Origin of the sequence: Escherichia sp. MOD1-EC6021 (assembly GCF_002965245.1) — a bacterium.
Taxonomy (GTDB): Bacteria; Pseudomonadota; Gammaproteobacteria; order Enterobacterales; family Enterobacteriaceae; genus Escherichia; species Escherichia coli_F.
This window is the reverse complement of record NZ_PTRU01000021.1, coordinates 33,822-53,191: the sequence shown is the minus strand read 5'-3', so window position 1 is coordinate 53,191 and position 19,370 is coordinate 33,822. Positions and strand designations below refer to the sequence as shown.

The 19,370-nt window shown below is 48.8% G+C and carries 19 protein-coding genes; 5 read left to right on the top strand and 14 right to left on the bottom strand.

The window, feature by feature from the left end; translation table 11 throughout:
- Window positions 1-26: 26 nt before the first annotated feature.
- The 5 genes from BEB54_RS20510 to ivbL all read right to left on the bottom strand — a co-directional run bounded on the left by BEB54_RS20510 (window position 27) and on the right by ivbL (window position 5,483).
- Window positions 27-1,556 (bottom strand): hypothetical protein, encoded by a 1,530-nt coding sequence (locus tag BEB54_RS20510; RefSeq protein WP_194314619.1) that lies wholly within the window; start codon window positions 1,554-1,556, stop codon window positions 27-29.
- Window positions 1,557-1,769: 213 nt separating this feature from the next.
- The gene (locus tag BEB54_RS20505) at window positions 1,770-3,035 is read right to left on the bottom strand and encodes a hypothetical protein (protein WP_105277603.1); all 1,266 of its coding nucleotides are present in this window, start codon (window positions 3,033-3,035) and stop codon (window positions 1,770-1,772) included.
- 261 nt (window positions 3,036-3,296) lie between these two features.
- Window positions 3,297-3,587 carry an acetolactate synthase small subunit gene (gene ilvN, locus BEB54_RS20500; RefSeq protein WP_001181706.1) on the bottom strand — a complete coding sequence of 97 codons (291 nt, stop codon included), beginning with the start codon at window positions 3,585-3,587 and terminating at the stop codon, window positions 3,297-3,299.
- 3 nt (window positions 3,588-3,590) lie between these two features.
- The gene (gene ilvB / locus BEB54_RS20495) at window positions 3,591-5,279 is read right to left on the bottom strand and encodes an acetolactate synthase large subunit (protein WP_105277602.1); all 1,689 of its coding nucleotides are present in this window, start codon (window positions 5,277-5,279) and stop codon (window positions 3,591-3,593) included.
- Window positions 5,280-5,384: 105 nt separating this feature from the next.
- Window positions 5,385-5,483, bottom strand: a complete 99-nt coding sequence (gene ivbL, locus BEB54_RS20490) for an ilvB operon leader peptide IvbL (RefSeq protein WP_001300753.1) — start codon at window positions 5,481-5,483, stop codon at window positions 5,385-5,387.
- Between the two features lie 563 nt (window positions 5,484-6,046).
- Between ivbL and tisB the strand changes: the two genes are divergently transcribed.
- Window positions 6,047-6,136 (top strand): type I toxin-antitoxin system toxin TisB, encoded by a 90-nt coding sequence (tisB, locus tag BEB54_RS20470; RefSeq protein WP_000060506.1) that lies wholly within the window; start codon window positions 6,047-6,049, stop codon window positions 6,134-6,136.
- Between the two features lie 123 nt (window positions 6,137-6,259).
- Here the strand turns inward: tisB and ysdE are convergent, their stop codons facing one another.
- Complete coding sequence (ysdE, locus tag BEB54_RS29405) at window positions 6,260-6,334, bottom strand: protein YsdE (protein WP_211180519.1); 75 nt, start codon at window positions 6,332-6,334, stop codon at window positions 6,260-6,262.
- A gap of 81 nt (window positions 6,335-6,415) precedes the next feature.
- Between ysdE and emrD the strand changes: the two genes are divergently transcribed.
- Entirely contained in the window at window positions 6,416-7,600 is a 1,185-nt protein-coding gene (gene emrD / locus BEB54_RS20460; RefSeq protein WP_024166225.1) for a multidrug efflux MFS transporter EmrD, read from the top strand.
- 7 nt (window positions 7,601-7,607) lie between these two features.
- On the opposite strand, the gene BEB54_RS20455 is transcribed toward emrD, so the two are convergent.
- From BEB54_RS20455 to BEB54_RS20445, 3 genes are read right to left on the bottom strand one after another with little or no spacing between them, the layout of a single operon-like run.
- Entirely contained in the window at window positions 7,608-8,105 is a 498-nt protein-coding gene (locus BEB54_RS20455; protein ID WP_000148071.1) for a radical SAM protein, read from the bottom strand.
- On the bottom strand, window positions 8,102-8,464 hold the full coding sequence (locus BEB54_RS20450) for a DUF202 domain-containing protein (RefSeq protein ID WP_001113432.1): 363 nt from the start codon (window positions 8,462-8,464) through the stop codon (window positions 8,102-8,104). The genes BEB54_RS20455 and BEB54_RS20450 overlap by 4 nt, the downstream gene beginning before the upstream one ends.
- Window positions 8,454-8,801, bottom strand: a complete 348-nt coding sequence (locus tag BEB54_RS20445) for a YidH family protein (RefSeq protein ID WP_000703961.1) — start codon at window positions 8,799-8,801, stop codon at window positions 8,454-8,456. The genes BEB54_RS20450 and BEB54_RS20445 overlap by 11 nt, the downstream gene beginning before the upstream one ends.
- Before the next feature lie 107 nt (window positions 8,802-8,908).
- On the opposite strand from BEB54_RS20445, the gene yidI reads away from it, so the two are divergent.
- A complete protein-coding gene (yidI, locus tag BEB54_RS20440; RefSeq protein WP_105277601.1) occupies window positions 8,909-9,358 on the top strand; it encodes a protein YidI in 450 nt (149 codons plus the stop codon).
- A 46-nt stretch (window positions 9,359-9,404) separates the two neighbouring features.
- On the opposite strand, the gene BEB54_RS20435 is transcribed toward yidI, so the two are convergent.
- Both BEB54_RS20435 and BEB54_RS20430 read right to left on the bottom strand, forming a co-directional pair.
- On the bottom strand, window positions 9,405-10,898 hold the full coding sequence (locus BEB54_RS20435; protein WP_105277600.1) for a sulfatase-like hydrolase/transferase: 1,494 nt from the start codon (window positions 10,896-10,898) through the stop codon (window positions 9,405-9,407).
- Entirely contained in the window at window positions 10,895-12,610 is a 1,716-nt protein-coding gene (locus tag BEB54_RS20430) for a solute:sodium symporter family transporter (protein WP_001087155.1), read from the bottom strand. Before BEB54_RS20430 ends, BEB54_RS20435 begins: the two co-directional genes overlap by 4 nt.
- A 166-nt stretch (window positions 12,611-12,776) precedes the next feature.
- On the opposite strand from BEB54_RS20430, the gene BEB54_RS20425 reads away from it, so the two are divergent.
- Window positions 12,777-13,670 carry a helix-turn-helix transcriptional regulator gene (locus tag BEB54_RS20425; RefSeq protein ID WP_001366762.1) on the top strand — a complete coding sequence of 298 codons (894 nt, stop codon included), beginning with the start codon at window positions 12,777-12,779 and terminating at the stop codon, window positions 13,668-13,670.
- Here BEB54_RS20425 and BEB54_RS20420 read toward each other — a convergent pair.
- A complete protein-coding gene (locus tag BEB54_RS20420; RefSeq protein ID WP_000160112.1) occupies window positions 13,667-14,989 on the bottom strand; it encodes a 6-phospho-alpha-glucosidase in 1,323 nt (440 codons plus the stop codon). The genes BEB54_RS20425 and BEB54_RS20420 overlap by 4 nt on opposite strands.
- Entirely contained in the window at window positions 14,989-16,605 is a 1,617-nt protein-coding gene (locus tag BEB54_RS20415; protein ID WP_088541973.1) for a PTS sugar transporter subunit IIB, read from the bottom strand. The genes BEB54_RS20420 and BEB54_RS20415 overlap by 1 nt, the downstream gene beginning before the upstream one ends.
- Window positions 16,606-16,900: 295 nt before the next feature.
- Here BEB54_RS20415 and BEB54_RS20410 point away from each other — a divergent pair, with 295 nt between their 5' ends.
- A complete protein-coding gene (locus BEB54_RS20410; RefSeq protein ID WP_001300779.1) occupies window positions 16,901-17,617 on the top strand; it encodes a GntR family transcriptional regulator in 717 nt (238 codons plus the stop codon).
- On the opposite strand, the gene BEB54_RS20405 is transcribed toward BEB54_RS20410, so the two are convergent.
- Window positions 17,614-19,275, bottom strand: coding sequence for a putative transporter (locus BEB54_RS20405; protein ID WP_088541972.1), 1,662 nt, complete (start codon window positions 19,273-19,275; stop codon window positions 17,614-17,616). The two genes, BEB54_RS20410 and BEB54_RS20405, sit on opposite strands and share 4 nt — an antisense overlap.
- Between the last annotated feature and the right edge of the window lie 95 nt (window positions 19,276-19,370).

Genomic DNA, 19,370 nt, shown 5'->3' with positions numbered 1-19,370 from the left:
AGCGTGTATGATTTAGAAAAAGCTAATTATTTGATGATTGCAATTGTAATATTGCCTGAGAAATTTTTCGTTATAATATCGTTATACTTTTCTGGCATCCAGTAATTATCTTCAAAATCTGCAGAGCTATAAGATTCAGCGGAATACTCATAATTAGTGTCTTTTTTATACGTGTCTTCTTTATAATTGTATTTTTTATAAGTGTATTTTTTATACGTGTCTTTTTCTGGTAACTCACCGGATGTGGTATAGATGAAATTTGCAATATCAAAATCACTTTTAGCTTCATTTACGACTGCTTTTACAACATGATAAGTTTGTTTGAATGCATACTCTGAAAAGTCAGCAAAAAGCAAATTCATCCTCCCCCCCAACGCACAAAAAATAGGATTATCAGATATTATGCTATAAAGAGAACTTCCTGCCTGAGATACATTAATATCCTTTCCGTCATGGGCCACATGAAATGCCTGTGAACAAGCATAATACAGATTACTAATCCCTGAAACACTAGAGAGACAAGAAACAATACTCGCTATTTTTGCTTTATCAACATGTTCATCCTCTAGAGATTTTCTTACCAAATCACATTGCGCTGGCGTAAATATAATGTCATTGAAAAGCTCATCGAGATTAATTTTATGGGCATCTTGACGCTCAGCCAAAGCCGAGGTTTTCTCCTTCAGTAACTCATGTATAGTACGGTTAATTTTCACCCCACAACATGAAATATGTGAACTCCCCTCTCCCACTTGCCTTTTTGCATCACCAAGAAGTGAGCCAAACTCACCTTTATCAACAGACAGTTTTGTTATGGCCGATTGATAAAGAAAATCATCTGGAATTAATTGAGTTTGTTTTTGCAAAGCATTTGTTAATGGGTATTCAGCTTGAGTTTTATATACATTATTACCTGTTATATAATTACTAACCAGTTCTTTCTTAAGAGCATTTGCAGCAATTGTTAATTCTGAGAATTGTTCTCTTTCCAATTTATCGTGTTGTGAAAGTAACTGTATAAACTCTTCCACATTTCGACCACTAAAAATCCTTACCCTGGTGTTATTTTTCAACTGGTTGCTATTACCATTGTTCTCACGACACCTCTCAGTGACTGTAAATTTATTACTGCCGGTCTGCTCAATTGTTATTTGACTATTTATACCCGTGGTGGCAACCCATGTTTTTTTATCAGCATTCACCGATTCAGGGGTAACATGAAAATAACGGACTAATTTATCACTAACATCATGTCGATAGATATTAAAAGAATCTAAAATATATAATAACAAACTACGAAAAATTTCGCCAAAAGTGGCTTTATCAGACCTTGTTCTACAATTACCGAGCAGGCCACTTTCTTCCATCACATCAAATTTAGAAATATTGCCGTCAAGACTTCTTTCGATACTATCCCTTAGACTCTGATTAAGAAACTGGCTATCATCAACCTCTGTTTTCCTTGAATTCATAGAACCCGTCGCACTAACCATAGTAACCTCACAATATGACATTTTGCATATTCTAACATTGTTAAAAACATGAATAGTTAGCATCATGAATATTTCTATGCCAACCACTACTCTTCATTTATTTCAATAGTAATTATATGGTGTTGTTATTTTCCTTAACTATTTTCCAGTGCAATTGCATCATCAACACAACTTATTAACTATCAAAAATCGCTCATTTTCAAAAACACAGGCAAAAAACAAATTGTTAAGAACACGTACTCACCTTTATGATAAGCGCGCTTTATCAGGGGTAAATTATAAATCAGCGATTGTTGCGGCACCGGAAAATGTAAAAGAAAATGAATTATCGGTGGACTCTTTTTTAATCACACCTTTAGTAAAATAACGAGAGCACTCAAGCTTAACTTCATCCCCATCATTACTAACACTCGCTACATACAGCTTTTGTCTAAAATCTTTTTTGGTAAAATATATTTCATTAACATACTTACCCCCTCCTACCAAAGTATAACCTGATTTACCCGAACTTAATCTTTCCATACTCTTATTTATCCCCTGTAAAACATCTGGAGTTATGCCTTTTAAATAACTTTGATAGGATTGTATGCAAGCATGATAAAAACATGAAATCCCTTGAGGACTAGATAAGCAATCGATTATTTCATCAATCTTATCATCAGTAATGTTACTCTTTGATTGTTTTAATAATTTACTTAACTGAGAAGATTCATCGTCTTTAAAGCAAACCAGCGGAACTATTTGTTGAAGTGTGCTTTGACTATTCTTTGTTTCGTTTTCAATTATTTTAATTTTGTTTGCAAAAATTTCAAGAATGTCTTTACTTAACTCAACACCGCAGCAAGTTATTTTAGCAGCACCATTTTGCTGACTTTGTTCTTTTATAGTTCTATGCGCATCCATAATTATGGATTCCAAAAAAACATCAGCGCTGTTAAAACTTTCATGAACAGGTAAATACCCTTCATCTTTTTGAATTTGCAGCTTTAACAAATCATATATATTATTCTCAATGTCTGCATTAATTACTTTTTTAGCATCCTTGTTTTTCATAACAATACAATTGACAATACTTTTCCTCAAAAGTGTATCAGCGGAGTGAGTCTCTAGCGCGGCAGTCTTTTCAGAAAGCGACTTGATGATAGTCGCCACAGCCACTCCAGAATATGATATTTCGGTTCGTTCATTTGAATTTTCATCCTTCTGTATAATCTTAAAAGATTTGTCACCTGTTTGTTCGATTACGGTATATTCACTCTCTCCAGTTGCCGCCATCCAGGTACGATTACCATTATTTTCTGTTCCTGGCATAGGATGAAAATAGTCAAGAATATCAGTGCTAACGTTCCGAGAACCGGAAATGATATTTACTATTAAGCGTTTTATTTCCTGTAACATCCATTTTGCAAAATTACTGCCTGGTGAATATTTTTTTGCATAATTCTTAATATGAAGCTCATCTGCTATATTTATTTCCTTATCTAAAATAGAGTGAGAGCAGGAATTTGATATCGTTGTTCCATTGTTTATAGGGCTTGCCATAATATACCTCACGATGAGCAATTAATTTATAGAATGCTAGTCATGATCACTGGTATAGACAGCAATCAGAATTTAGCGCCATCGCTGGAAATTTTAGCCCTAACCGTCAACCCGCGAATGACCAGTGCTGGACTCTAATTAACGTCAGGGCCAATAAATTGTGCCTGAGATGGTTTCTGGCACAATTTCACCCGATATGTCTGAAGGGAACTATCAAAAATCGCTCATCAGTAATCACCCTGAGCGATTTAATGTCGCGCCTTACTGAAAAAACACCGCAATCTTGTTGAACATCGTCGGATCGGACTGGTTACGCTGCACTTTCACTACGTCTTCCAGCTTATCGATTTGACTGATCATCTGCTCCAGACGCTGGTCGTCATTGACCAGTAGCCAGATGTGGCTTTTGTCGCTGTCCTGAATTGGCAGGCAGAGAATGCCTTCAACGTTAAAAGCGCGACGGGCAAAAAGACCACAAACGTGGGTCATTACGCCCGGATGGTTACGAACGGTGAGTTCCAGAATCACGTTGTCATGAGTTGTGTTTTGCATGGCTTATTCCCCCACCATTTCAGTATTCGCCGCACCTGGCGGCACCATCGGGTACACTTTTTCTTCGGCATCAATGCGCACATGGATCAGCGCTGGCCCAGGACGATTAATAATTTCCTGCAACGCGGCCTGCGGGTCGGCTTCGTTATTTAAATCACAGGTTTCGAGGCCAAATCCGGCGGCAATCTGCATAAAGTTGATTTTGCCCGGATAGGTGGCGGCAAAAACGCCCTGCTTGTAGAACAGACTCTGTTGCTGATGTACCAGCCCCAGCGCTTCGTTGTTCATCAGAATGATTTTCACATCCAGCTGGTTTTCACTGGCGGTCGCCATCTCCTGAATATTCATCATCAGGCTGCCGTCGCCGGAGAAACACAACACTTTGCGATCCGGGTTCGCCAGCGCCGCGCCAATGGCCGCAGGCAGGCCAAAGCCCATCGTGCCCAGCCCGCCGGAGGTCAGCCACTGGCGTGGGCGATTGAGCGGATAAGCCTGCGCGGTCCACATCTGATGCTGACCCACGTCGGTGGTGATAATCGCGTTGTCATCGACACAGGCGGCAACGGCGTTGATCAGGCCGTAATGGCTTAACGGATCACACGCTTTCGGGATTGGACACGGGAATTCGCGCTGCAAATCGGCTACCAACTGGTGCCACTCTGCACGCGGTTGCGCGTCCACCTGTGGGATCAGCTGCACCAGCACGTCATCAACATCCGCCTGAATCGCTACGTGCGGCTGCTTGATTTTACCCAGCTCTGCGCGGTCGATATCGACATGAATAATCTTGGCATTCGGACAGAACTGCTCGGTTTTGCCAATCGCCCGGTCATCAAAACGCGCACCGAGCACAATCAACAAATCCGCCTCCTGCAAAATGTAGTTGGTGCTGCGCACACCGTGCATCCCCAACATACCCAGCGACAACGGATGCGCTTTTGGCAACATGCCCAGTGCCATTAAGGTCATGGTGGTAGGCAGCTGTGCTTTCTCCGCCAGTTCACGCACTCGCGCAGGCGCATTGATCACACCACCGCCCAGATAAAGCACCGGGCGTTTGGCGGCGTTAATCATTGCAGCTGCGTCACGAATACTCTCTTCACTAAACGCAGGCGCGGCAGCTTTTTCTGTCATACCGGGCTGTTCTTCAATCTCAAAAACTGCCGTTTGCACATCCTTAGGAATGTCTATCCACACCGGGCCAGGGCGGCCTGATTGCGCAATACGGAAGGCATCGCTCATGACCTGCGGGAGTTCTTCGATATGTCTGACCAGATAGTTGTGTTTGGTGATGGGGATAGAGATGCCGTAGGTGTCCACTTCCTGGAAGGCATCAGTGCCGATCATTGAGGCAGGAACCTGGCCGGTGATGCAAATCAGCGGGATGGAGTCCAGTCGCGCATCGGCAATGGCGGTCACCAGGTTAGTCGCACCCGGTCCGCTACAGGCCATACAGACCGCCGGTTTGCCGTCAGTGCGCGCCATTCCCTGAGCGATAAACCCCGCGCCCTGTTCATGGCGAGCCAGAATATGGCGGATTTGCGTGCTTTGGCTTAAGGCGTCGTAAACAGGCAGGATAGAACCGCCCGGAATGCCCGTCACAATCTTAATGCCCTGCTGTTCCAGGAAATGAACGATAAATTCTGCGCCGGTAAAGCGCTTACGCGTCGATGATGTGCCCGAACTTGCCATGCTCCAGTCCTTTTCTTCTGGGCCGACTTTCCGGGAGGTGCTTAAACGAAAAACCCCGCCCGGTTTGCGCCGGCGGGGTTTTGGAATCGTGTGTTGTTCCAGTCCCTACGGCGCATTGCCGACGACCACCACCACACGCACGACGACCACTGCGGCGGATGGCGCAGTTGGTAGTAGTTTTGCGTTGAGCATGGAAGTAGTCATTGGGGACCTTGTTGGTTTTGTGTTTAACAATATTTATACAAGCACAGGTTTACAGGGGAGACAATGGAAAATTTTTCATCAAGGGAAAATTGAGGGATTGATCACGTTTTGAACTGAAAAGCAGGCAATAAAAAACCCCGCCGGAGCGAGGTTTCGTCAGCCGCCCGCGGCTGGTAACCGCAAAGCACACTGTATTATGTCAACACTGAAAGTATACGTGTTCCGCGCAGAACGCGCAATTTCGGCACGAATTTTGACGTATTTAGTGCATAGTTGAGTATCGATCACAGTTTGCGTTTTGTCTAAAAATTACTGTTTATTTATACAGTACACTTCTATAATATCACTGTACGCAATGTGTTATGCGGGGGCCGCATCGTTACCCGGCGCACTAAGTCCTGGCTGAAACGGGTGGTGCCGTCAGCGCCTTAACCCCGCGAGAGCACACTGTGTTATGTCAACAGCACAACGTTTCTCCTTGAGATACCGCGTGCACAACAGCTGGCAACAGGCAGCGGAAAGGTACGTCAGCTGGCAGTGCTCCTGAACCACAGGAGACGCGTATGAGCCTGGTGGATATCGCCATTCTTATCCTCAAACTCATTGTTGCAGCACTGCAACTGCTTGATGCTGTTCTGAAATACCTGAAGTAATTCAGATTCAAGTCGCACCAAAGGGGAGCGGGTAACCGCTCCCCTTTTATATTTAGCGTGTGGGTTGGTGTCGGATGCGATGCTGACGCATCTTATCCGACCTACCATCCCTCCCGGCAACATTTATTGCCGCTTTTGTTTACATATTCTGCCGCTAAACAATTCCCCATTCCTGGCGTATATCTGGCTAACATTCATCAATGTGATAGATTCCTCTCCCGCATTTATGGGAATGCGTAGTGACTTATTCTAATTATTTTTATAAAAGCATCCGTGATAATGAAAAGGCATAGAAACGTCAATTTGTTATTGATGTTGGTATTACTCGTGGCCGTCGGTCAGATGGCGCAAACCATTTATATTCCAGCTATTGCCGATATGGCGCGCGATCTCAACGTTCGTGAAGGGGCGGTGCAAAGCGTAATGGGCGCTTATCTGCTGACTTACGGTGTCTCGCAACTGTTTTATGGCCCGATATCCGACCGTGTGGGTCGCCGACCGGTGATCCTCGTCGGAATGTCCATTTTTATGCTGGCAACGCTGGTCGCGGTCACGACCTCCAGTTTGACGGTGTTGATTGCCGCCAGCGCGATGCAGGGGATGGGCACCGGCGTAGGCGGCGTGATGGCGCGTACATTGCCGCGTGATTTATATGAACGGACACAGTTGCGTCACGCTAACAGCCTGTTAAACATGGGAATTCTCGTCAGTCCGTTGCTCGCACCGTTAATCGGCGGTCTGCTGGATACGATGTGGAACTGGCGCGCCTGTTATCTCTTCCTGTTGGTACTTTGTGCCGGTGTGACCTTCAGTATGGCGCGCTGGATGCCGGAAACGCGTCCGGTAGATGCACCGCGCACGCGCCTGCTTACCAGTTATAAAACACTTTTCGGTAACAGCGGTTTTAACTGTTATTTGCTGATGCTGATTGGCGGTCTGGCCGGGATTGCCGCCTTTGAAGCCTGCTCCGGCGTGCTGATGGGTGCGGTATTAGGGCTGAGCAGTATGACGGTCAGTATTTTGTTTATTCTGCCGATTCCGGCGGCATTTTTTGGAGCATGGTTTGCCGGGCGCCCTAATAAACGATTCCCGACGTTGATGTGGCAGTCGGTTATCTGCTGCCTGCTGGCTGGCTTGCTGATGTGGATCCCCGACTGGTTTGGCGTGATGAATGTCTGGACATTGCTTGTTCCTGCCGCGCTGTTCTTTTTCGGTGCCGGGATGCTGTTTCCGCTGGCGACCAGCGGCGCAATGGAACCGTTCCCCTTCCTGGCGGGCACGGCTGGCGCGCTGGTCGGCGGTCTGCAAAACATTGGTTCCGGCGTGCTTGCGTCGCTCTCTGCGATGTTGCCGCAAACCGGTCAGGGCAGCCTGGGGTTGTTGATGACCTTAATGGGATTGTTGATCGTGCTGTGCTGGCTACCGCTGGCGACGCGGATGTCGCATCAGGGGCAGCCCGTTTAAGCTCACGTCACCGCAGCATCGTCATCAGCTCCATGGGAGAACGATGCTGCTTTATCAGATCACGCATCACCCGCATATGCGGCGCGGAGTAAGAATAAAACGCCTGATAGCCCGCACAAAGCACGTTGTCTGGCGTCTCCTCCCGAGCGTGCGGGCACAGCCGATGCCAGTCGCACGCCTGGCAGCCACGGCCCGGTTGCGGGTTTTCGCTGCCACACCATTTTTGTAGGGTGGCGTCAAAAAGCTCAATCGAGATACGACTGATATCTGCCCGTACCCAACACTCGAACAGGGCAATTAAAAATTTCCCCCACAGCTCTGCTGTCACCGAAGCGGCCGTCAGATCGCCCCGGTCATCAAATTCAAGATGGGGAATAAGCTGTACGGAGCGGATGCCCCGCTGTTTGAAATTGTAATAAAAATCGGCAGGTTGCAGAGCATCCTTATACTCTACAACCAGTTTATGCCTGTCCTCTTCAGCATCAATGACCTGACTTCCTGTCATGCGACTCTCTCAATAAATACGATAAGTTGATGTATATGCGTTACAGCAAACAGTATTGCGAGAGATAACACCGCGAGGGAGATCAAAAATTTGTCACGGACTACGTGAAATTGGGAAAAATCGCTATTCGTGACATCCATTAAATTGCGATTACGGGTGTAGTGCCAGAGGATCAGCGCTACGATGGCGAGGATGCCAATCGAAATCCAGAATAACATGCCCGCCTGGTGCCAGTTGTGTTTGATAGCCAACGCCATCAACGCGCCGTAGCCCAGCATGGTACGAAACCACGCCAGTGATGTACGCTCCGGCTGCAGCCCTGGGTCGGCAATGCGTCTGGCTTTGCGGCTATCCGGCATACAACACCAGTCCCATAACGATCACCGCCACGACCATCAATATTACGCTGATGATTAATAAGCTGTTGGTATAGGGCAGGTCCTCTTTCAGACGCATCGCTTTTTCATTGCGTAACCAGCGCAAGTAGCCATACATCGCTAACCCGCCAGAAAACAGACACAACAGCAACGCCAGCAGTTCACGAATAACGGGCGTGGCGAAATCTGGCGCAAGTTGATCAAGTCCAACCCCCGCCGCCAGAAATCCTAGTGCAGTACGGATCCACGCCAAAAAAGTACGCTCATTAGCCAGCGAGAAGCGGTAATCAGGTGCTTCTCCGAGGCGGGAAATTTTCATTGTTGCTCCTTTGCAATTTCACTAACGCTCTACCTTTAGCGGTTTTTTTAAGAATTTCGTCCGCCCGTTTCCTGATATGCTTTTGCCATCCGCTACAAGGAGGTCAGATGGGTATCATAGCGCAAAATAAAATCAGTTCATTGGGCATGCTGTTCGGTGCCATCGCTTTAATGATGGGGATTATCCACTTTTCATTCGGCCCTTTTTCCGCACCACCGCCAACGCTTGAAAGCATCGTGGCGGACAAAACGGCTGAAATTAAAAGAGGTCTTCTCGCCGGAATAAAAGGCGAAAAAATTACCACCGTGGAGAAAAAAGAGGATGTAGATGTCGATAAAATCCTCGATCAAGGTGGAATCGCACTGGCCATTGCCGCGCTACTTTGCGCATTTATTGGCGGTATGCGTAAGGAAAATCGCTGGGGCATTCGCGGCGCTCTGGTTTTTGGCGGCGGGACGCTGGCTTTCCATACCTTGCTTTTTGGTATCGGCATCGTGTGCAGCATTTTGCTGATATTCCTTATCTTTTCCTTCCTGACCGGCGGTTCGCTGGTTTAAGCAGCCTGAATAATGCCCGCCGGGTGATCATCAGCGGGCATTATCGTCAAAACTTCTGTTTTTTCTCTTCCACCTTCACCCCTTGTGTTGGCAGGCCGGTGTCATAGTCGCGTACTACCGGCGAATAGCCATCCTGTGGGCGTGGACGGAACGCCCCCATCCAGCGCGGTTGCGCATCTTTACGCCACGGACGCAGACTCCATTGGTAACTGCGGAACGGATCGCGAATTTTGTCCATGTAATCCAGCAAGGCGTCATGCATTTTGCTGCGAACGTCGGCAAAACGGATATCATCGATCAGGTTATGCATTTCATTTGGGTCGTTACGGCGATCGTAAAGTTCATCACTGGTGAAGAGGTTTAGCACCAGTTTAAAATCATCCGTCACCCAGCAACGCACCGGAATAAAACCGCCAAAGCTGTCATGCTCAATCTCATAACGGTTAAATTCCACCATCACGCCACGCGGCTCTTTCACAGCAAGGATATTTTCCCCTGGCAGAATGTCTGGTTTTTCAATATCTGCCAGCGCCATCATTGTCGGCAGTAAATCGATATGACTGACTGGCGTATCGACCTGCCGCCGCTCCCCTTGCGGCGAACGGATGATCAGCGGAATACGGGTGATGTCGTCATACATCGCCGCTCCTTTACTGATCAGCTTATGTGCGCCCATCATTTCGCCGTGATCGGAGGTATAAATGACCCACGTATTTTCACGTTGCTCTGGCGTTAAGGCATTGATGACCCGTCCGATTTGGTCATCAACAAAGTCATTGCAGGCAAAATAGAGCGGATGGTGATAAAGCCCGTCATCACCGACTGGCGATGGCATCGCCTGCGCCCATAAGCGGTGATGTTCCGGTTTGTTCGCCAGGTCATCCTGTGATTTCTCGCCAAGTTCGTAGTAAAAATCAGCGTATTTCTCTAAATACTCCACCGGACAGGTGAACGGGTGATGCGGCTCATCATACGAAACCACCATCAGGAAGGGTTCCTCGGCGCGCGCGGGCTGTTGCAGAAAATCTACCGCCCGATTGCTGATGCGGTGCGCCCAGGTGAAGGTTTCGTCGATCTGGTTCGCCTGTAAATCCTCAACACTGTTTAGGCCATTGCGCCACAGGCTGATCTCTTTTTCCGTCAGTTCGCTAAGGTAGTTCGCCCCATCGAACCAGTAATCAGCGTCCCACTCCGGCGGACACTCGCCAGTGCCGAAATAGTCATGACCGTCGAGATGCCATTTGCCAATGTAACAGGTGTGATAGCCCGCATCCTTAAAGTAGCGCCCCATCGTAGAGATGTTTTTGCCCGGCGCGACGTTATTGGTCCACGGGCCGGACTGGTTAGCGTAGATACCGGTAAACAGCCCGGCGCGCGCTGGTGTACAAACCGGTGAACAGGTATAGGCGGAATTAAAGCGAATACTTTCCGCCGCCAGACTATCAATATTTTGCGTATTCAGCGGCTTACCGCTATAGCAACCGACCATATTGGTGGCCTGGGTATCGGTCATGATGAACAGAAAATTGGGGCGTTTCATAGGCTATCCTTCGCGTCGGGAGTAAAGGTTACGGCTGGGTCGTGACGATGCCGCCAGCTGTCAAAAATCAGGTAGACAATCACTACGGCAGCGATGAAATAACTGAGTATCGCCAACCAGCGCGTACCGTAGCCGCCGAATTCAGCCAGCCCGGCATAGACGCCAATCATCGCGAACAAGATGCCAATTGACGCGATCTTGACGTTTTTCCACGGCTTCATGTCCACCGCAAACGCATCTTTGAAAGTGAACGGCGTGGCGCGTGGTTTGATAAAACCAATCACCAGCATCACTACCACGTTGATGCAGAACGTACAGGCCAGCACATAGAGGAAATGGAAGTCGAACTTCACCAGATAGTTGATGGTAATGTAGCTGATAATGCCAATCCCCATCGCCACTTTTGCCGCCAGTGCCGGAATGCGCGGGAAGAAAAAGCCCATAATGATGATGGTAACCAGCGGCACGTTGTAAATACCGTTGAGCTGTTTCATCCAGCTATACAGCCCCTGCGGCGCGTTGGCGATCCACGGCGCGACCAGCACCGAAACAATGGCGATAAAGAAACCAAATTTGCGCCCGACGGTAACCAGTTGCTGCGGCTCGGCATTTTGGTTAATGATGCGTCGGTAAATGCCCATACTGAATAACGTACTGGCGCTATTCAGAAAGCCGTTGAAAGTACTGATCACCGCACCAAATAACACCGCGCCGAAAAAACCTACCAGTGGCACTGGCAGAACGTTATTGACCAGCGTCGGATAAGCCATATCAGCTTTCGGTAAATCCTGATACAGATGAAACGCAATCAACCCTGGCAGCACCAGTACCAGCGGGTCGAGCATTTTCAGCACCGCCGTTAACAGCGCCCCTTTTTGCCCTTCCGCCAGGCTTTTTGACGCCAGCGTGCGTTGCACGATGCCCTGATTTGTACACCAGTAAAAGGTGTTAACCAGAATCAAACCGGTAAATGCCGCACCAATTGGCAAGGGATCGGTTGGACCGCCGACTGAGTTTAATTTCTCGGCGTGAACGGTGGTGAGTTGCTCAATGCCCTGCATAAAGCTGCCCTTGCCCATCGCGATCAGGCCAAACACCGGCACCATCAAGCCGCCGATAACCAGCCCAATACCGTTGATGGAGTCCGCCACTGCCATTGCGCGCAGCCCACCAATCACCGCATACAGAATCCCCGCCAGACCGAGCAAAATCACCAGTAACCAGATAGCCGCGCCGTGGGAAATTTGTAACGATTCCCCGACGTGAAACAGGCTGTTGAGCGCCAACGCGCCGGAGTAGAGAACAATCGGCAGAAAGCAGACACCGGTGGCAATGAGGAAGCAGAAGTCGATGATAATACGCGTCGTTTTATCATAACGTTCCTCCAGGAAATCGGGGATGGTGGCAATGCCACGCTTCAGATAGCGCGGTAAAAAGATTAGCGCGAGGAAGATCAGCGTCACCGCAGAAGTGACTTCCCAGCCCATTACCGACATGCCGCTTTTGTAGGCCTGCCCGGAAAGTCCAACCAGTTGTTCCGTGGAAAGGTTGGTTAACATTAACGAAGCGGCAATAACCGGCGCTTTTAGTGAACGTCCGGCAAGAAAATAGCCTTGTTGCGATCCGGTATCTGTTTTGCGGACCTTCCACCAGGTGATGACCGCCACCAGCAGCGTAAAACCGACAAAACTCAAGATTTGTAACGAATTCATCTCATAGCCCTTATTTATGTTTATGTCCCGGACGCATGAATATAGGGAGAGGTAAAATGCGTCGGGTCAGGCAGTCAGATTCTTAAAATACAAACGTCGTATCCCTGAACGGATTGTTTTCTGTTAAGTTCAGGTTGTGAGCATAATTCGCCGGAGGGATATTAAAATGAATGGAAAATTGCAAAGTTCGGATGTAAAAAACGAAACTCCGTACAATATTCCCTTATTGATTAACGAAAATGTGATCTCCAGCGGAATTTCTCTGATCTCGCTCTGGCATACCTACGCCGACGAGCATTATCGGGTGATCTGGCCGCGGGACAAGAAGAAACCGCTTATCGCCAACTCATGGGTTGCGGTGTATACCGTACAAGGATGTGGGAAAATTATTTTAAAGAATGGTGAACAAATAACACTGCATGGCAACTGTATTATATTTTTAAAGCCAATGGATATTCACTCTTATCACTGTGAAGGTTTAGTCTGGGAACAGTACTGGATGGAATTTACCCCCACCAGTATGATGGATATTCCCGTCGGTCAGCAAAGCGTTATTTATAATGGCGAAGTTTATAATCAGGAACTCACCGAAGTTGCTGAATTAATTACTTCACCAGAAGCAATAAAAAATAATCTGGCAGTCGCTTTTCTGACGAAAATTATTTATCAGTGGATTTGTCTTATGTACTCAGACGGTAAAAAAGATCCACAACGGCGGCAAATTGAAAAACTAATTGCCACTTTACATGCCAGTCTGCAACAACGCTGGAGCGTAGCTGATATGGCTGCCACGATCCCCTGTAGCGAAGCCTGGTTGCGTCGTCTGTTTTTACGCTATACCGGCAAGACGCCGAAAGAATATTACCTCGATGCACGTCTGGATCTGGCGCTATCGCTATTAAAGCAACAAGGTAACTCGGTTGGCGAAGTCGCTGATACGCTCAACTTCTTCGACTCCTTTCATTTCAGCAAAGCCTTTAAACATAAATTTGGTTATGCGCCGTCAGCGGTGCTGAAGAATACGGACCAGCACCCAACGGATGCCAGTCCACACAATTAACGTAACTCTGGCCAGTACGCTTTGTTGGCCTCCAGCAACTCATCCAGAATAGCTTTGGCGACCGAGGCGCTCGGTACCGTTTTCGACAGGGTAATCGCCTGCCACAGGTGCTGATATGAACGCTGTTCCCAGGCGTCCACGACCAGTTTTTCCACCGCCACTTGCTGACTCATTAACCCTTTCTGAAACTGCGGGATATCGCCGACCACCAGTGGTTCTGGTCCGTTGTGCCCGACCAGACACGGGATCTCGACCATCGCTTCATCATCAAAGTTATGAATTGCCCCGTTGTTAGGCACAATCAGCAACATCCGCTCCTGAGTGTTGAAGGCAATTGCCGCCGCCAGATCGACGATGTATGACGCATGTTCGTCAATTTCCAGCTTGCCCGCCGCTGAATTTCCTGCCGCCGTAATGGCGCGGCAAGCATCGAAAACCTGTTTCTCGCGATGTTCCATCACCTCATTCGCGCGGGTATGTTCAGGGTTGGAATGCTGAACGACATAATCCGGGAAGAGATAATATTTCAGATAGGTGTTCGGCAATGTATCCGGGTCCAGTGCCTGTACATCCCGCGCTTTTGCATAGGTGTCGTTCCAGCTCGCTTCAGTATGTGTATCTTGCTGCGGTGGAACATAACCGTGCTTAGAGACATATTGCCGCAGCTGGGGCATCAGGTCGTTGCCTTGCAAATCTTCAATTGATGTCCACCAGCCAAAGTGGTTCAGACCGTAGTAGCGCACGCGCATCTGTTTGCGATCTTGCAGCCCAACAATTTGCGCCATCCGACTTTCAATACCGATTGGCATGTCACAGATGTTGAGGATTTTCGCGTTCGGGCGCAGACGACGTGTGGCTTCTGCCACAATTGCTGCCGGGTTGGAGTAGTTGAGCATCCAGGCATTTGGTGAATATTTTTCCATATAATCCACCAGTTCCAGGACGCCACCGATAGACCGCATGCCGTACGCTATTCCGCCGGGTCCGCAAGTTTCCTGACCGACAACGCCGTGGCGCAGCGGTATTTTTTCATCCAGTTCGCGCATCGGATATTTGCCGACACGAATGTGCGCCATGACAAAATCAACGTCGCTGAACGCCACTTCAGGATCGGTGGTGTAGCTAAACGCAATGTCCGGCGCTTTCTCTTTCAGAATAACTTTACAGGCTTCGGCAATCACTTCCTGCCGTGCGCCATCGTTATCATAAAATTTCAGTGCGCGAAGCGGGAAACGATCCTGATTCGCCAATAACATCAACACGATGCCTGGCGTAAAGGTGCTTCCACCGCCTGCGACAACCACTGAGAATTTGGTCATTATACTGCCTCCGTAATGGCAACTTTTTCTGCTAATTGATGAGAATTAATTAAGCTATCGAGCTGTTCACGCAGCTGGGAAACATGCAAACCAATGATCACCTGAATGGCATCACCACTACGGAAGACGCCATGCGCTCCCAGCTTTTTAAAGACTTCGTCATCCAGCGTTTGTGACATGTCATGCAGTGCAATACGTAGACGCGTCGCGCAATTGTTAATACTGGAGATATTGCCCACCCCGCCCAGGGCTTGCAGGATGCCGGCAGCCTGCTCCAGCTCTTTTTTGGGCTCTGCAGCGGTAGTTTGGCCTCGTGAGGCTTTGTATTCGGCTTTCGAGTAGAGCTTCACCTCCGCATCTTCACGCCCCGGTGTGCACATGTTGAATTGCAGAATCAGGGTGCGGAAGACAACGAAGTACAAGAGGGTAAAGCACAACCCAATGGCGATTTGGGTCAGCATCATATCCGCATGTTTGCTGAACATCGGGATCCAGTTTTGCGGTAAAACCTGGTCTATCAGACCACCGCCCATGTTGCCCACCACACCAAAGAGATACATCACAGTCGACATTGAGGCCGCCAGCACGGCGTGTACCGCAAACAGCAACGGTGAAATGAACAGGAAGGTAAATTCCAGCGGTTCGGTAATTCCCACCAGCATGGCGGTTAAGGTTGCAGGGATCAGCAAGCCCGCCACTTTTACCCGATTTTCCGGTGCAGCAGTGAAGTACATCGCTAAAGAAATGCCCACGGCACCAAAGATTTTTGAGTTACCGTGCAGGGCAAAACCGCCTTCCGGGAACAACGATTTCAGCGGCTCGGCGCTCAAACTGAACTCTTGCAGATGCTGCGCCCAGTACATCTGAATGCCGCCTTCAACAGCTGCCGGACCAAAGATAAACGGTCCGTAGATGAAGTGGTGTAAACCGGTTGGGATCAGAATACGTTCGAGGAAGGTGTAAACCCAAACCCCAAGCGCACCCGCCGAACGCAGGAACGCTTGCAGAGATTCAATCCCCATTTGTACTTTTGGCCAGCCGAGCAATGTCAGCCACGCGCATGGGATCATCACCAGGAAGGCGATAATCACCACATAAGATGTCCCCTGAAAAATGCCGAGAAAAACCGGCAGTTTTTTATCGAACAGACGGTTATGCAGCGCCGTCACAATGCCAGAAATGATAATCGCGCCGATAATGCTGGTATCGAGGGTTTTAATTCCGGCCATCATGGTCAGCCCGCTACCTGCCACTGCGTCCTGAGAGAAATCGACGCCGAAGTAGCTTCCCCAGGTCATTCCCATCGCATTGATGAAATAGTTCCAGGTCAGGAAACTCACCATCACCGCCAGACAAGCACGCCCCTGCGCTTGCTTAGCAAGGCCAATGGGTAAACCGACAGCAAAAATCAGCGGCATATTACGGAATACCGTCCAACCGCCCTCTTCAATGATGTGTACGATTTGCGCGAATAAACTGTTCGGATCGGTCAGTGATTCCCCGACAAACATCGGGTTTTGCAGCAAGATGGCAAGACCCACCACAATCCCGGCGAAGGGAAACAGCAGCACTGGCGTGAACATCGCGCCGCCAAAGCGTTGAATTTGACTGAGCATTTCCACATCCTCTTTTCTCAATTCTGTAAGTAGGAAGCCTGATTGGTTATGCGGCAGGCCTGGAGCGAGGATAGGAAGATGCTATCGGCAGAACATGACGACCCAGTGGGATTCGTGATCGCTTTCATGCTTTTCGTTGAGCGGTAGAGATCTACGTTTTCGCGAAAAAGTAGACATCTGTGAACACGGGTACACAGCATCGAACACATCACTAAAAAAAAGATGCTTTTTCAACGGATTAATCGAAATTTGTGGGCGCTTTACCCGGGCTTGCAGGCAAAAAAGAGATCTAGAGATGATCTACAAAAGCATTGCGGAGCGGTTAAGAATTCGACTTAACTCCGCGGATTTCACGCTAAACAGTCTTCTTCCTGGTGAAAAAAAGCTGGCGGAAGAATTTGCGGTATCACGGATGACCATCCGTAAAGCCATTGACCTGCTGGTGGCGTGGGGGTTGGTGGTCCGCCGCCACGGCAGCGGTACTTATCTGGTGCGCAAAGATGTACTGCATCAAACTGCCAGCCTGACCGGGCTGGTGGAGGTGTTAAAACGCCAGGGGAAAACGGTCACCAGCCAGGTGCTAATATTTGAAATCATGCCTGCGCCTCCGGCCATTGCCAGCCAATTACGGATTCAAATCAACGAGCAGATCTACTTCTCCCGTCGCGTTCGTTTTGTGGAAGGGAAACCGCTGATGCTGGAAGATAGCTATATGCCGGTAAAACTGTTCCGCAACCTTTCGCTGCAACATCTGGAAGGGTCGAAGTTTGAATATATTGAACAAGAGTGCGGGATTCTTATTGGCGGTAATTATGAAAGCCTGACGCCGGTTCTCGCCGATAGACTGCTGGCGCGGCAAATGAAGGTAGCGGAACACACACCACTGCTGCGGATCACCTCGTTGTCATATAGTGAGAGCGGTGAGTTTTTGAATTATTCAGTGATGTTCAGAAATGCCAGTGAATACCAGGTGGAGTACCATTTACGGCGACTCCACCCGGAAAAGAGTTAACCGATACTCCAAAAGAGCACCGCCAGTAATTGTGGGGTGATAATGCGCAGGAACATCACCAACGGATAGACAGTGGCATAAGAGAGTGCCGCCGCACCGCTGGTTGGATGAAGATTATTAGCAAATGCCAGCGCCGGAGGATCGGTCATGGAGCCAGCCAGCATCCCGCACATGGTCAGGTAATTCATTTTGGCTAACATCCGCGCCAGAATACCAACAGTAATCAGCGGAACGGCGGTGATGAGAGCACCATAACCAATCCAGCTTAGCCCTTCGCCATTGATCAGTGTATTGACAAAATCCCCACCGGATTTCAGCCCCACTACCGAGAGGAACAGTACGATCCCCAGCTCCCGCAGCGCGAGGTTGGCGCTTGGCGGCATAAACCAGTACAGCTTACCGATACTGCCGATACGCCCGAGGATCAACGCCATAATCAGCGGACCGCCCGCCAGTCCCAGTTTCAACGCCGCCGGGAATCCCGGCACAAAGACGGGAATAGAACCTAACAATACGCCAAGCCCGATACCAATAAACACCGGCAGCATCTGAACCTGTTGCAGTTTTTGCTGCGCATTCCCCAGCACATTGGCAACGGCATCAATTGCGGACGGACGCCCCACCAGGTTGAGGATATCGCCGAACTGCAGGCTGATATCGCCACTGGCGACCAGTTCGACCCCGGCACGGTTCAGGCGCGAGATAACAACGTCATAGCGTTCTTTAAAGTGCAGATCGCGAATACGCTTACCAAGCACGTTTTCATTGGTGACCACCACACGCTCGACGCGTAAATCAGTGCCTTTCGTGGACAGCGAGGTATCGACCTCCTGACCAATCACCAGTTGCGCATTATGTAAATCCGCTGGCTGCCCCACCAGATGCAGCAAATCGCCCAGTTGGATAATAGTATCTGGCGAAGGTACTTTTAGGGTTTCTTCTCGTTTCAGACGCGAACAGATAATTTTGTCCCCGTTGAGAATCGGTACATCTTTAATGGCTAAATCATGCAGGTTAGGGTTCTCAACGCGAATATTGATAGTCCTGATCAGCGCGCCGCCATTGGTGCGTGAAGACTCGTGCTGCTGGGCTTCTGTCTCGACATTGACGCGGAAAATAACCCGCAACATCCACATGGTGAACAAGATCCCGCAAATGCCGAATGGATACGCCATCGCGTAGCTCATCCCCATCTGATCGACCATTTCCATTGGTGTACCCAGGTCGCGCAAGATCTGCTGCCCCGCCCCCAGCGCTGGCGTATTGGTCACCGCACCGGAGAAAATCCCCAGCACGACCGGCAGTGGAATATCAAACAGCTTATGCAGGATGGCGGTAACCAGACCACCGATGATGACAATCAGAACAGCAAACAAGTTGAGGCGTAATCCGGAGACGCGCAATGAAGCAAAGAAGCCCGGCCCCACCTGAATCCCGATGGTATAAACGAACAGGATCAGGCCAAATTCCTGAATAACATGCAGCATATCGCTACTTAATGTCATCCCCGCCTGAGAAACAAAATGGCCGACGATGATCCCACCAAACAGCACGCCGCCAATACCTAATCCTATGCCGCGAAATTTGACGTTGCCGATAAACAAACCGACGACTGCCACCAAAGCCAGAATACTGACCGTTAATGCTATATCACTCATCGTCCATTTCTCTTGAGATAACATTTTAATTGCTACGGATTATGGCTGAATCGGTGAAGCAGATTTGCCTTATAGCGCACATTATCACGGGAAAG

What these genes read in the sequence shown, in the direction of transcription:
- BEB54_RS20510 (WP_194314619.1), bottom strand. Translation starts at nt 1,556, where the DNA reads ATGCTAACTATTCATGTTTTTAACAATGTTAGAATATGCAAAATGTCA.
- BEB54_RS20505 (WP_105277603.1), bottom strand. Translation starts at nt 3,035, where the DNA reads ATGGCAAGCCCTATAAACAATGGAACAACGATATCAAATTCCTGCTCT.
- ilvN (WP_001181706.1), bottom strand. Translation starts at nt 3,587, where the DNA reads ATGCAAAACACAACTCATGACAACGTGATTCTGGAACTCACCGTTCGT.
- ilvB (WP_105277602.1), bottom strand. Translation starts at nt 5,279, where the DNA reads ATGGCAAGTTCGGGCACATCATCGACGCGTAAGCGCTTTACCGGCGCA.
- ivbL (WP_001300753.1), bottom strand. Translation starts at nt 5,483, where the DNA reads ATGACTACTTCCATGCTCAACGCAAAACTACTACCAACTGCGCCATCC.
- tisB (WP_000060506.1), top strand. Translation starts at nt 6,047, where the DNA reads ATGAGCCTGGTGGATATCGCCATTCTTATCCTCAAACTCATTGTTGCA.
- emrD (WP_024166225.1), top strand. Translation starts at nt 6,416, where the DNA reads ATGAAAAGGCATAGAAACGTCAATTTGTTATTGATGTTGGTATTACTC.
- BEB54_RS20455 (WP_000148071.1), bottom strand. Translation starts at nt 8,105, where the DNA reads ATGACAGGAAGTCAGGTCATTGATGCTGAAGAGGACAGGCATAAACTG.
- BEB54_RS20450 (WP_001113432.1), bottom strand. Translation starts at nt 8,464, where the DNA reads ATGCCGGATAGCCGCAAAGCCAGACGCATTGCCGACCCAGGGCTGCAG.
- BEB54_RS20445 (WP_000703961.1), bottom strand. Translation starts at nt 8,801, where the DNA reads ATGAAAATTTCCCGCCTCGGAGAAGCACCTGATTACCGCTTCTCGCTG.
- yidI (WP_105277601.1), top strand. Translation starts at nt 8,909, where the DNA reads ATGGGTATCATAGCGCAAAATAAAATCAGTTCATTGGGCATGCTGTTC.
- BEB54_RS20435 (WP_105277600.1), bottom strand. Translation starts at nt 10,898, where the DNA reads ATGAAACGCCCCAATTTTCTGTTCATCATGACCGATACCCAGGCCACC.
- BEB54_RS20430 (WP_001087155.1), bottom strand. Translation starts at nt 12,610, where the DNA reads ATGAATTCGTTACAAATCTTGAGTTTTGTCGGTTTTACGCTGCTGGTG.
- BEB54_RS20425 (WP_001366762.1), top strand. Translation starts at nt 12,777, where the DNA reads ATGAATGGAAAATTGCAAAGTTCGGATGTAAAAAACGAAACTCCGTAC.
- BEB54_RS20420 (WP_000160112.1), bottom strand. Translation starts at nt 14,989, where the DNA reads ATGACCAAATTCTCAGTGGTTGTCGCAGGCGGTGGAAGCACCTTTACG.
- BEB54_RS20415 (WP_088541973.1), bottom strand. Translation starts at nt 16,605, where the DNA reads ATGCTCAGTCAAATTCAACGCTTTGGCGGCGCGATGTTCACGCCAGTG.
- BEB54_RS20410 (WP_001300779.1), top strand. Translation starts at nt 16,901, where the DNA reads ATGATCTACAAAAGCATTGCGGAGCGGTTAAGAATTCGACTTAACTCC.
- BEB54_RS20405 (WP_088541972.1), bottom strand. Translation starts at nt 19,275, where the DNA reads ATGAGTGATATAGCATTAACGGTCAGTATTCTGGCTTTGGTGGCAGTC.